General features: G+C 68.9%; 10 protein-coding genes. 8 read left to right on the plus strand and 2 right to left on the minus strand.

The genetic code is table 11. The features are described 5' to 3' along the window. Window positions 1–28 precede the first annotated feature (28 nt). Window positions 29–1099, minus strand: a complete 1071-nt coding sequence (locus D4740_RS08745) for a LacI family DNA-binding transcriptional regulator (protein WP_310732077.1) — start codon at window positions 1097–1099, stop codon at window positions 29–31. A gap of 932 nt (window positions 1100–2031) precedes the next feature. Here D4740_RS08745 and D4740_RS08760 point away from each other — a divergent pair. Both D4740_RS08760 and iolE read left to right on the plus strand, forming a co-directional pair. Next, window positions 2032–3228 (plus strand): Gfo/Idh/MocA family protein, encoded by a 1197-nt coding sequence (locus D4740_RS08760; protein ID WP_119836557.1) that lies wholly within the window; start codon window positions 2032–2034, stop codon window positions 3226–3228. Between the two features lie 181 nt (window positions 3229–3409). Beyond that, window positions 3410–4336, plus strand: coding sequence for a myo-inosose-2 dehydratase (gene iolE, locus D4740_RS08765; protein WP_119836558.1), 927 nt, complete (start codon window positions 3410–3412; stop codon window positions 4334–4336). A 149-nt stretch (window positions 4337–4485) separates the two neighbouring features. Here the strand turns inward: iolE and D4740_RS13025 are convergent, their stop codons facing one another. Beyond that, a complete protein-coding gene (locus D4740_RS13025) occupies window positions 4486–5097 on the minus strand; it encodes a hypothetical protein (RefSeq protein ID WP_259390762.1) in 612 nt (203 codons plus the stop codon). A 468-nt stretch (window positions 5098–5565) separates the two neighbouring features. On the opposite strand from D4740_RS13025, the gene D4740_RS08775 reads away from it, so the two are divergent. From D4740_RS08775 to D4740_RS08800, 6 genes are all read left to right on the plus strand, one after another. Continuing rightward, window positions 5566–6594 carry a LacI family DNA-binding transcriptional regulator gene (locus D4740_RS08775; RefSeq protein WP_243106702.1) on the plus strand — a complete coding sequence of 343 codons (1029 nt, stop codon included), beginning with the start codon at window positions 5566–5568 and terminating at the stop codon, window positions 6592–6594. 1081 nt (window positions 6595–7675) lie between these two features. After that, the gene (locus tag D4740_RS08780) at window positions 7676–8890 is read left to right on the plus strand and encodes a Gfo/Idh/MocA family protein (protein ID WP_119836560.1); all 1215 of its coding nucleotides are present in this window, start codon (window positions 7676–7678) and stop codon (window positions 8888–8890) included. 187 nt (window positions 8891–9077) lie between these two features. Next, on the plus strand, window positions 9078–10076 hold the full coding sequence (locus tag D4740_RS08785) for a sugar phosphate isomerase/epimerase (protein WP_119836561.1): 999 nt from the start codon (window positions 9078–9080) through the stop codon (window positions 10074–10076). Window positions 10077–10273: 197 nt separating this feature from the next. Continuing rightward, window positions 10274–11029, plus strand: coding sequence for a sulfite exporter TauE/SafE family protein (locus D4740_RS08790; protein WP_205570140.1), 756 nt, complete (start codon window positions 10274–10276; stop codon window positions 11027–11029). Between the two features lie 315 nt (window positions 11030–11344). Next, window positions 11345–12109 carry a hypothetical protein gene (locus tag D4740_RS08795; RefSeq protein WP_119836562.1) on the plus strand — a complete coding sequence of 255 codons (765 nt, stop codon included), beginning with the start codon at window positions 11345–11347 and terminating at the stop codon, window positions 12107–12109. 91 nt (window positions 12110–12200) lie between these two features. Further along, entirely contained in the window at window positions 12201–12638 is a 438-nt protein-coding gene (locus D4740_RS08800) for a hypothetical protein (RefSeq protein ID WP_119836563.1), read from the plus strand. Window positions 12639–12801 lie beyond the last annotated feature (163 nt).

Raw genomic sequence — 12801 nt, forward strand, 5'->3', positions numbered from 1 at the left:
GACCACAGCCACAGCCCCCGCCCCGGGATCACGCCCGCAGGCGGGGGCTGTGGTCTGTAGGCGCTGTCGTGTCGCGCACGATCAGGTCCGGGGTGACACGGTAGGTGCTCCCTCCCCGGGCACGCTCCTCGCGCAGTACCGTGGGCGGCACCTGGAGCGACTGCTCGGGGTGGACGCGCGCCAGCAGCGCGCTGATGGCCACCTCAGCCAGCAGCGTCGCGTCCTGGCGCACCGTGGTCAGGGAGAAGGAGGAGGCACCTGTGACCGGGATACCGTCGTAGCCGGTGACTGCTACCTCTTGGGGCACCCTGACGCCGTGACGGCGTAGCTCCATGAGCGCCCCGACAGCGCAGTGGTCGTTGAAGCACATAAGAGCCTCGGGAAGCCGCCCCTTGCCTAGGAGGGCGTGCGCCGCCCTGGCACCGTCCTCCTCGGTGGCGCCGCCGGGCAGGACCTGGACCTGCTCACCCAGGCCGCTGCGAGCCATGGCGGCGGCGTAGGCCTGGGAACGGCCTCTGGCGGCGGTCTCTCCCGCCCCGTCCACATAGACAATGCGTCGGCGCCCCGAGCGCACCAGGTGGTCCACCAGGAAGCCCACACCGAGGTCGTCACGGGAGACGACCTCGTCGGCACCGGTCAGGTCCGTGGTGGTACACATGACGACCGTCGGGGTCCGACCGACCGCCTGGACCAGTGAGGAGCCGGGCACGCCGGGGTCAACAAGCACCAGGCCCTCGCAGCGTTCTGAGCGCAGGCCGCGCAGGCCCTTGACGACGTCGCGGTGCGGGGTCGAGGCGGCCAGCACCAGGGAGTGCCCCAGGCCGGAGCAGGCCCGGTAGAGCCCGTCCACCACCAGCCCCTGGAAGGCCTGTCCCACGGCAAAGCTGGCACCGACAAGACCCGTGTGGTGGCGCCGCAGCATACGCGCTCGCGGGTCCGCCTCGTAGCCAAGCTCCTCGGCCACCCGGAGGATCTCCGCCCGGGTCGCCGCCGCCACTCCCGGCCCGCCGTTGAGGGCCGCTGAGACCGTGGAGATGGAACGACCCGCACGTGCAGCCACGGTAGCGATCGTGGCCCGACCGTCCCGTCCTCGACGCATGGGCACCTCCTCCCGCCCGCTATTGCCTGCTGCCGCCTGCCGCTGACCGCCGCTACCTGCGGCTGACGACTCCTGCCATCCTAGCCGAGGCCCCGGTGTGCCCACGGAGTAGTTAGGTGCTGTCGCCGTTCCAGGTGGGGTGCAGTGGCGCGAGCCTGGCTGGCCCAGATTTCGCCCGGATAGAGATCACGATGGAGAGCACGCAGGTGTCGTGGAATGGCGTGAGCCTAGCTTACTCGCCCGGTTCCAGGTCGGCTGGTGAGGCTCACGCCTTTGCCGACGCTCTCCAGCCCATCGTGACCACTACCTCCCCGCCTCGCACGAGTCCCGCTGAGTGAGAACCACTCACAAGCAAACGAGGAGCTCGCCCCTGAGAACTTGACGAACCGCATGAGAAGAGGGCTTTCTCGCACGATCGGTACCACAGCGAGACCGTGTCCCACAGGAGCGAGGGGCTGGCGACCTGGGTGGAGGCCGGTGAGCTGCGGGCCTGCCGTGCTGGCAGGAGCGAAGGACTGGTGCGAGGACCGGGGCCTCCCAGGCTACCTGGCTAGGGACAGCTGGCTGGGAGCACTCCGCGCGAGGCAGAGCGTCACGTCCTCAAGGCGGACCACCTCCTCGTGCACACGACACACCCACATCACCAGGACCAGGATGGTGACCTGACAGAACCACCTCCTCGAACGTACGACACACCCGCTTGTCAAGACAAATGACCCTCTGATAACGTCAGAGACGCAGCATCGCCGGGACGCACCCGCGCAGGTCAGTACGGGGTCGGCACTGGCGTGCCCCTTCACCAGGGCGCATCGTGGCGGTACCACTGACCGGGTGCCGTGCCGATGCGCCTGGCTGCAGTCTCATCGTCTCGACACTCGCGGTACCGCTGAGGTACCACACCGTCCCGACAAGGTCGTCGGAAAGGATCATGCATGGCCACCAAGAAGAGCCTGGGCGTCGGCGTCGTCTCACTGGGCTGGATGGGCCGTCTCCACGCCCGCAGCTACCGCTCCGTCTCCGAGCACTTCCCTGAGCTGGGGGTCGCCCCCCGGCTGGTTGCCGCCGCCGACCCGGTGGAGGAGATCCGTGAGGCCGCCGTAGACGACCTCGGGTTCCACCGTGCCTACGCCGACTACCGCGAGCTCCTGGCCGACCCCGAGGTCGAGGCGGTCTCCATCTGCGCTCCCAACTACCTGCACCAGGAGATGGCGCTGGCCGCCGTCGAGGCGGGAAAGCCCTTCTGGATCGAGAAGCCGATGGGCGTCAATGCCGCCCAGTCGCGCTCGATCGCCCAGGCCGTCCAGGACGCGGGACTGGTCACCGCCGTCGGCTTCAACTACCGCCATACCCCGGCGATCGAGTACCTGCGCACCCTGGTGCGCAACGGCGACCTGGGACGTATCACCAACGTACGCGTATGGTTCATCGCCGACTACGGCTCCTCCCCGCTCAGCCCCTTGACCTGGCGCTCCTCCCGCGAGAAGGCCGGCGCCGGGGTCGTACCCGACCTCATGAGCCACGGGGCCGACCTGGCCCAGTACCTCGTGGGCCGGATCAGCTCTGTATCCGCCCTGACCGACACCTTCATCACCGAACGCCCCGTCCCCACCAAGGCGGGAGTCGGGCACTCCGGCTTTGAGATCGGGGAGGAGACCGGACCCGTGAGCAACGAGGACTACGTGGCCATGCTGATGCGCTTCGAGGGCGGCGCGGTCGGGACCATGGAGTCCTCCCGGGTCAGCGTCGGCCCGCGAGCCGAGTACGTCGTCGAGGTCTACGGCACTCAGGGATCGGCCCGGTGGAACTTTGAGCGCTTCAACGAGCTCCAGGTCTGCCCCGTAGCCGACGGCGGCGCCACCCACGGATACACCCGGGCGATGGCCGGGCCGAATTGGGGCCAGTGGCAGCGCTTCCAGCCCGCTATCGGGACCTCCATGGGCTTTGACGACATGAAGGTGATCGAGGCCTCCCAGTTCATCGAGTCGATCCTGCGTGGCGAGCAGCTCGCCCCCTCAGCCGCGGACGCCTGGTGCGCCGCAGAGGTTGACGAGGCGGTCGTCGCCTCGGCCGCTGACGGCCAGTGGCACGACGTGCCTCGTGTCACCGGCCCCACCACCTTCAACCGCTGACCACCGGGCTCCGGCCAGTCTCACCAAGCAGGACCCTGGCGCTGCCACACGGCCCCCAGCCCCTCAGCGGGGCTCCGGCGTCACGCACGGCCACCGCATCCCGGCACCCCGCCCCGACACTGAAACCACATCAACCCACCCCTCACCAACCGGAACTGTTCCACCACCCAAGGAGACGCACATGGCCTTCCGCCTCGACCCCGACACCGCCATCAAGGACCCGCACGGCATCACCTGGGGCATGCACCCCATCAGCTGGCGCAACGACGACATCCCCGAGGTCGGCGCCTTCAACACCCTGGAGGACATGCTGCTGGACCTGGCCGACACCGGCTACGCGGGCACCGAGTGCGCCGGGTTCTTCCCACCCAAGGAAGAGGTCAAGGCTGCCGTGGAGGCCAGGGGCCTCAAGATCGCCGCCCAGTGGTTCTCCTCCTTCATCCTGCGTGACGGCGTGGACGCTATCGTGCCCGACTTTGAGGCGACCTGCTCCTACCTGGAGTACCTGGGGGCCACCCGCGTGGTGGTCTCGGAGCAGACCGGCTCCGTCCAGGGGCAGCGCGACGTCTGTATCTTCACCAACAAGCCGGTGCTGACCGAGGAGGAGTGGCCTATCCTGGCCGCAGGGCTGAACCGGCTGGGCGAGGTGGCTCACGCCCACGGCCTGGAGCTGGTCTACCACCACCACCTGGGCACGGTTGTCCAGACCAAGGACGAGACCATCCGCCTCATGGAGCTGACTGACCCCTCGAAGGTCTCCCTCCTGTTCGACACCGGACACGCCTTCGTAGGCGACGGTGACGTCATGGGGCTGCTGCGCGCCACCATCGACCGCGTCAAGCACGTCCACTTCAAGGATGTGCGACCCGACAAGATGGAGGAGTCGCGCGCCGCACAGCGCTCCTTCCTGGACTCCTTCCTGGCTGGCATGTTCACCGTCCCCGGTGACGGCACCATCGACTTCACCGAGCCGTACTCCTTCCTGGTGGACCACGGCTACTCCGACTGGATCCTCGTGGAGGCCGAGCAGGACCCGGCCCTGGCCAATCCCCTGGAGTACGCCCGCAAGGCCCGCGCCTACATCGAGGGCACGCTCCTGGCGGGCTGAGCCTGCCTGGCAGCGGTGGGGCAAGCCCACCCGCGCCGCCGCCAAGCAACAGAAACGTCATAGGACAGCACGGTGCCATGGTGTCCTATGACGTTTCTGTTGCCTGGGTAGCGGGCGGACGGACCGCCTGCCCCAAGCCGCCCAGATCCCTACGACTCAGCGTCCTGGCGGACCTCGCGGTCGCCGAGCTCCTCTCTGAGGGTCACGTGGGTCGCCAGCAGCACCGCCTCGTCCGTACACGCGTCGACGCCGGGCAGGCTGCCCGTGCTCAGGTTGATGGTGACGTCCTGGTCGGTCTCCACGACGTCGACGTGGACCCCGTAGCAGTTCGTGCTGCCACCGATAAAGACCACCTCGACCGTGGTGGGGTCCACCAGACGCCACGACTCCCAGGCCTGAGGCTGAAGGGAGGACAGGTCGTCACGAGAGCCTATGAGCCGAGCCTCACCCTCTGCACCGCCTGTGGGCGCAGGGACGCTGGTGGAGCCTGAGCGCCCTGGGCCGCTGGAGCCGGTCGCGCCAGCAGAGGGCACACCACTGGCAGCCCCCGAGGAGGAGCCGGCACAAGCGGCCGTGACCGCGACGCCAGCTGCCAGCAGGACCGCACGCAGACCAGTCCGCCGCCCGAGCCGCAGGGTACCGTGCAGTTGCAGGGTGCCGTGCGGCCCTGCCCCCGGGGTCGCACGGATGGCCCACCACCGGCTCAGTCGCAGGACGTCGTCGCGCCCCAGGTGCGGACCCGCCTGCCGGATCGCCCTCATGAGGACCGTCCCCATGACTGTGCTCGCAGCCGCATCCGTCCTCCCCGAGGCCGCTCTGCCAGCTCCTTGGTCGCGCCTGCAGCCGTCCCTGCATGTGTCCGTGCTTGCATCTCCGCACCTCCGGGTTCCTGTCACTGGCGGCCCGTCCCTGCACCGGAGCGCCGCAGACTGGCACGAGCACCCGCCCACCCCAGTGTGGCCCCTGACAGCCAAGCGAGGCAACAGGCACCGCAGGCACCCAGGCACCAAAAACTCATAGGACAACGCGGCCCCGTGTCTCCTATGAATTTTTGTTGCCCGGAGAGGGTCGTACGGCCAGCCTGCCTGGTTGCGAGCGGACCATCCCAGCCCGGCAGGGCAGGCCGGACCTGTAACCTGCACCTGACCAGGGCCTTGGGGCGCCGCCGCAGCCACGCACCACCCAGCCAGCGACACCACCGCAGGAGCACCAGCACAGGAGGAGCGCCCGTGAGCGCTAACGGACAGGTAGTCACCCAGAGCGACGTCGCCCGTGCCGCCGGGGTCTCGCGCAGTCTGGTCTCCCTGGCGCTGAGCGGCTCCCCCAAAGTCGCCCCTGACACGCGCGAGCGCATCCACCGGGTCGCCGCCGACCTCGGGTACCGCGTCAACGTGGCCGCGTCCTCGCTGGCGCGGCGCCGCTCCAGCATCATCGGCGTGGTGCTGCCCAACCTGCGCAACGCCTTCTTCGAGCGCCTGGCCCGCTGCCTGGGGGAGGCGGCGTCGGCCCGCGGGATGACCCTGTTCATCACCGTCGGCTCCGAGCAGCCCACGGTGCTGCACCAGGCCATCGAGTCGCTGCTGGGGGTCCGGGTGGCGGGCATCGTCCTGGTCTCTCCGTGGCTGCCCGACGAGGACCTCCTGGCCATCGCCGAGGAGGTCCCCACCTGCCTGGTAGGCCGCAGGAGCCCGGGCGGAAAGGTCGACGCCGTCCACATCGACGAGCCCGCCGCCGCCCGGCTCGTCGTCGACCACCTGGTGGGACGGGGCGCGCGGACCATCGCCTACATCGGCCCCAGCACCACCGACGAGGCCTCCCGCAGGGAGCGCGAGCAGGCGCTGTCCCAGGCAGTCGCCAGCACCCGAAGCCAGGTGGGAGCCACCATGAGTGTCTACGAGTGCGGGCGCGACGCCGGCCCCGCGGTGCGCGCCGCCCTGAGCGACCAGGGGAACGGCTCAGGGCCACTGGGCCTGGTCATGCACAACGACGGCTTCGCCATCGACGCGGTCCCGGTGCTGCGCGAGGCCGCCCGGGACAGGGGTGCCCGCGTGCTCCTGGTCTCCTACGACAACACCTACCTGGCTGAGCGCGAGGAGTTCTCCCTGACCAGCGTCAGCCAGTCCGACGAGCGCATGGCCGCTCAGGCCGTGGAGCTGGTGAGCCAGCGTGCTGACACCGCCAGGAACGACGCCGCACGCTCCGTAGTCCTGGCGCCCACGCTGGTGGAACGCACCTCCTCACTGGGCAGGCGTGCCTGAGACAGGTGGTAGATCGCAGGAACCCGCGCGTAGCTGCGTCACAGGAGCATAGGCAGGAGTGCAGCAAGAGGACGGAGCGGCAGCCCCCGTCATGGACCAGGTACGCGACAGCCTCGAATCCGACGAGGACATCCTGTGCGCCGTCGGGAAGACGCTGCCAGGGCCTGGCGGGAGCCTACGGTGAGGCGTCGGGTTTCACCCGCTGCCGGGTACCTGGCGCGCACAGGACTGGCAGCAGGGTGAGGCCGCCCGACCGGTATCTCGGGGCGAGGCCGCCACCTTCCTGGAGAACCCCGCAGGCTGGGACGGCGATGACTGACTGGCAGTGCTGCCTGGTGCACGAGGGCTCCTCTGACGCTGCTCTCGCCACGGTTCTTGACTCACTCGCCACTACTCCAGCGACACGGTAAGACAGTAAACGTGTGAAGTCTTGTTAGCGGGTCCCTCGGCATCCGCGCGCCTCCCATGTGCATTCGGGGGCTCGACGCACATGGGAGCCGTCCGCCGTTATCTTCCCGATCGCAGAAACGTTGGTGTTCCGCCACTTTGAGTGAAGGACCGAGGACCTGAGCGTGCATTGGGGCACCGCAGCAGCGCCACGCCACCCTTTTCCGCACACGCAGGCTCCGGGGATCACCACCACGCGGAGACGTCCGTGCATCCGGGCCCGGGTGCATCTAGACCCACCGGGATCACCACCAACGCGGAGACGTCCGCCTACGGCAGGCCCCACACCCAGCCCCGGGAGCCGTTCCAGGCTGGCCCCAGACCCGGCCCCACGCACAGCCACCGTCCGGCAAGCCCGGAGGTACCCAACGTCGTGTGCAGCTAGGCGCTCCCCCTGTAGCCACCGTCCGGCGGGCCCGGAGGTACCGGCAACTGTCCAGCGCCGACAAGCCAGGAGCGAGCCAGCGCCCAGCAGGCCCGGAGCCGCCACACCTCACCCCCTCCGACTCTCTTTGTCCTGACTAACCCGCTCATTACCCTTGACACCCCACCGCTCCCCCCACATACTGGAGACACGTGTTCACGCGCGTGAACACCCTGCTCGCACCAGTCAACGAAGACAGAAGGTCTACTCATGAGCACCACGCCCCTCTCCGTCGCCGTCATCGGTGCCGGCATGGCCGGCACCACCCACGCCAACGCCTGGCGCCAGGTCGGCACCGTCTTCGACCTGGGCCTGCCCCAGGTCCACCTGGCCACCATCGCCGACGCCTACCTTCCCTTCGCCCAGGACGCCGCCGAACGCTACGGCTACGAGCGTGCCGTGGACGACTGGCGCCAGGTGGCCGAGGACCCCAACATCGACATCGTGTCCATCGTGGTGGGCAACGCCGCGCACCGCGAGATAGCCGAGGCTATGATCAGGGCGGGCAAGCACGTCCTGTGTGAGAAGCCCCTGGCCGACACCCTCGACTCCGCCAAGGCCATGGCACAGGCGGAGAAAGAGGCCGGGGTGGTCACCGCCGTCGGCTTCACCTTCCGCCGCAACGCCGCCGTCGCCGAGCTGGCCAAGCTCGTCGCCCAGGGCCATCTGGGCGAGGTCAACCACTTCGACGGACGCTACTGGTGCGACTACGGCGCGGACCCGGCCACCCCCATGGCCTGGCGCTACAAGGGCGCCATGGGCACCGGCGCCCTGGGCGACGTCGGCAGCCACCTCATCGACACCGCCGAGCTGATCTGCGGACCTCTGGTCTCCGTCTCTGGGGCTGCCATGATGACCTCCATCAAGGAGCGCCCTGTCGCCAAGGGGCACGTCACCCGCGGCACCGCCCTGGACACCGAGGACTCCGAGAGCATCATCTATGAGCCGGTGGAGAACGACGACGTCACCACTTTCACCGCCCACTTCGCCAGCGGGGCCGTGGGCACCTTCTCCTGCTCCCGCGTGGCCTGGGGGCTGCCCAACTCCCTTATGGTGGACGTGCTGGGCACCAAGGGACGGGCCTCCTGGGACCTGTCGCGCACCGGCGAGATCAAGGTCGACGACGTCAACTCCCCCGCCGGCCTGGGCGGCGCCCGACGCGTGCTGGTCAACCCCGACTTCCCCTACTTCGCCCGCGGCTCCTCCATGGCCGTCGGGGGTGTGGGGTTGACCCAGATCGAGCAGTTCACCTACCAGGCCCACGCCTTCCTCCAGCAGGTCGCCGGAGTCACCGACCCTGACAAGGGCGCCCTGCCGCCGTGCGCCACCTTCGCCGACGGCTACCGGGAGATGCTCATCGCCGACGCCGTGGCCCGCTCGGCCGAGCAGGGCGGTGCCGCGATCGACGTCTCCGACGTGGGCTGAGACTACGACTAGCCGCCACGACTCACCGCCACGACCAGTCGGCTGACGGGCTCTACGTGCCACCTCCGTGCACGTCGGCAGCCATCACGCCCCCGCTGTCGGTCGTCGGGCCGACAGCACCGACCACCGGCAAGACAGCACCGGCAAGACAGCCAGCAAAGCAAGCACCAACAAGGAGAACAGCCACATGGCACTCAACTACGGCGCCTACACCGCCTGCCTGCACGACCGCCCGCTGGGCGCCGCCCTCGACACCCTCAAGGAGGCCGGCCTGACCGGAGCGGAGGTCAACGCCGGAGGGTTCATCCCCTCCCCACACTGCCCTGTCGACGCGCTCCTGGCCTCCCAGGCCGCCCGTGAGGAGTACCTGGGGATCTTCGAGGAGCGGGGCATGAGGCTCTCGGGCCTCAACACCTCCGGCAACCCGACCTCACCGCTTCCTCACGAGGGCCTCAAGCACGCCCACGACGTGCGCCAGACCATCGAGCTGGCGGGACTGCTCGGGGTCAAGGAGATCGTCACCATGTCGGGCACGCCCGGCACCGACCCCACGGCCAAGTACCCCACCTGGGTGGTCAACCCGTGGAACGGCGTCGACATGGAGATTCTCGACTACCAGTGGAGCGTGGTAGTCCCCTTCTTCAAGGAGGTCGACGCCCTGGCCCGCGACAACGACGTCCAGGTCTGCCTGGAGCTCCACCCACGCAACCTGGTCTTCAACGTCCCCGCCTTCGAGCGGCTGGTCGAGGAGACCGGGGCCACCAACATCAAGGTCAACATGGACCCCTCCCACCTGTTCTGGCAGCAGATGGACCCCATCGTCGCCACCAAGAGGCTAGGCAGCCTCGTAGGCCACGTCCACGCCAAGGACACCAAGGTGTTCCCCGGGGCCGCCTACCGTGGTGTGCTGGACACGGACTTCGGTCACGTGCCTGCTGACGCCGAGGGCAAGGTACCCACCGCCTACGGCTACTGGTGCAACGCCTGGCCCAGCGACCCAGCCTGGCGCTTCGTCGCCTTCGGACTGGGACACGACGCCGACTACTGGGCGCAGTTCCTGGCAGCCATCGCCGAGGTGGACCCGCAGATGAACGTCAACATCGAGCACGAGGACGCCGAGTACGGCAACGTCGAGGGCCTCCAGATCTCGGCAAGGAACCTCCTGGAGGCCGCCTCCCGGCTGTGAGGTGTCTGGCGTGGGACAAATCCGCCGCGAGCCCACGCCCGGACACCCGGCCCGGACACCAAGAACGTCATAGGACAACACGATGCCTTGTTGTCCTATGACGTTCTTGACGCCAGGGACGACCGGGACCATGCACCTTTAGCATCGTGTCCGTGCCAGCCCTTGCCCTCTCCGCCGTGCCGCTGCCAGCGCTACCTCTGCCCGACCTCAGCCCCCTGTCCTGGGCCGCGCTCGTCCTGGCAGCCGCGCTGGCCGGAGTCGCCAAGACCGTACTGCCCGGTACGGCCGCCATTGCTGTCGCCCTGTGCGCCGCGCTCCTGCCCGCCAGGGAGTCCACCGGGGCGATGCTGCTCATGCTCATGACCGGCGACCTTGTCGCGGTGTGGAGCTATCGCAGGGACGCGGACGTGCGCATGCTTCTGCGCCTAGTACCCGCTGTCCTGGCGGGCGTGACTGCCGGAGCGGTCTTCCTGCGCCTGGCCACTGACAGCTCCACCCGCCGCGTCATCGGTGCCGTCCTGCTGCTCCTCATCGCCGTGACCCTGGTGCAGCGCTACCGCCAGCGTGCTGCGGCGTCTCTGAGCACCCGTGGCGCCGCTGACTCAGCCACCGCCCGCCTGGTCTACGGCAGCCTGGCTGGGTTCACCACCATGGTCGCCAACGCGGGCGGACCAGTCACCTCCATGTACTTCCTGGCCTGCCGCTACCCGGTCAAAGCCTTCCTGGGAACGACGGCGTGGTTCTTCTTCGTGGTCAACCTGGTCAAGCTGCCGTTCTCCGTGTCCATCGGCCTGGTCAACGCCACAACCGTGTCCCTGGCCGCAGTCACCGCCCCCGTCGTCGTGGCCGTGGCCCTCGCGGGACGCAGGCTTGCCGAGCGCATGGACCAGCACGTCTTCGAGCCCCTGGTCATCATCCTGACCGTCGTGTCCGCCCTGCCGCTGCTGCTGTGAGGACCCCGCCGACAAGCCTGGTGACAGGACGCACATCGGGGCACACCCCTACCCGCCCCCCTATCCGTCACGATAATTTCTCCGTCACTGTTAGTCACGGGTCGGCCCTTCGCCGCTACGGTCGCTACCGCCCTCTCCGCCCGGTCCCACCACCTGCAGGAGCCCCCTGTGCCGACTGATCACGTGCCTGACGGCTTCACGTGCCACCTGAGCCTACTGTCGAGGCCCTCGGCGGCGCCATCGCTGCTGCCCGCGGCCTGGAGATCACCATCGCCCCCCATTCCTGAGGGGATACGACACCACGAGATCAGCGGCATGACAGTCGTGGTCGGCACGACTGCCCACGTCTTCCACGACGTCGACCTGTCGCCCCTGAACCGGGAGCGGACGCTTCTCCACGAGTACGCCCACATCCTCCACGACGATGTCAGGACCGACACCAGCGGCACCCACCTGCGCAGCATGTTCGACGACCTCGCGGAGAGACGGGCCGAGACGACAGGGATGCTGCTGCTCAGGGAGCTCCACCGTCGGCAGGAGACCCGTGGCCGACCACGTCCCTGCGAGGTCATCACCTTCCTCTCCGCCTCCGGCGCCCTCGGCTCGATCCTCTTCATCTGCTCCTCGATCGCGGACGTGCTCGCCCGCCCCGTCCTCGGAGGATCCGAGGCCAGGAGCTACCTCCTGGTCGCCGTGGTCGTCCTCTTCCTGGTCGGGCTGACCTCGGGTGTTGTCCACCGCCTCGTCTCACGAGCACGCAAGAACCTCTCGCTACGCCTGACCAGCGCCGTCGTCCGACCCCTGTGGACGACGACAACGACCCTCCACCCCGGCGTCAGGCTCCCTGGCCAGCCTCTACGAGATACGTATCGCCGTCGATGCCACCAGGCGCCACGGAGTCGGCCCGTAGTGACGGCTGCCGCAGGAGCCCCGGCCGGAAGGCCGGAACCGGGGCCGAGGCCGGGAGGCCGGAGTCTCCCCGTGAGACGCCACAGGAGACTCCTAGGTCTGAGGACCGGGCCACGCGGGTTGCCCGAGTACTCAGCGACGTGCTCTCCCCGGCCGTGTCCGTGTCCCTGATCTGCATCCTGTGCGGTGTCTCGGGCCCCCTCAGCCCCTGGCCGGCTTGGGGTGGGCGGTCCTCCTCAGCGGCTTCTGCGCCGCGGTGCCCGTGTCCACCATCCACGTCGCCGTACGCCGCAACCATCTCACCGACCGCCACGTCACCCGGCGGGAGCACTACTGGCGGGTGCTCCTCGTGTGCGCGGGCTCCGTGCTGTGCGGCACCGCTGTGGCGCGGGGCGCTGGCGCACCGCCTCTCCCCATCTGGATCCTTCTCGCTATGGCGGCAGGACTCGCACTGACCGGGGCCATGACGCTCCTGGGCACCAAGGTGTCGATGCACGCGTTCTACCTCACGGGTCTCGTCCTTGCCGCGACGGTGGTCCTCTTCCCCTGGTGGCTGCTCGCGCTCCTGCCCCTGCTGCCAGCGGTCGCCTTCGCCTGCCTGCGGCTGCGCCACCACACGCCTGGCGAGATCGCCCTGGGCACGGCACTGGCTGTCGCCGTCATGCTGAACGCCCACCTGCTCCTGCCCTCCGCCGCCTAGTCCGGAACCGCCCGGTCCCAGCCGTACAGCTCCGAGAGCCCTCCGAGCAGACGCCGACCCAGGCCGCAGAGACAATCGGGGAGACGACCGCGCAGACAGACACGCCACTACCTCGTCCTGGAAAGAGATCATCCGTTAGGATGGCATCACCCTGCCGCCGAGG

This window comes from Actinomyces sp. 2119 (assembly GCF_003591215.1).
GTDB classification, from domain to species: domain Bacteria; phylum Actinomycetota; class Actinomycetes; order Actinomycetales; family Actinomycetaceae; genus Actinomyces; species Actinomyces lilanjuaniae.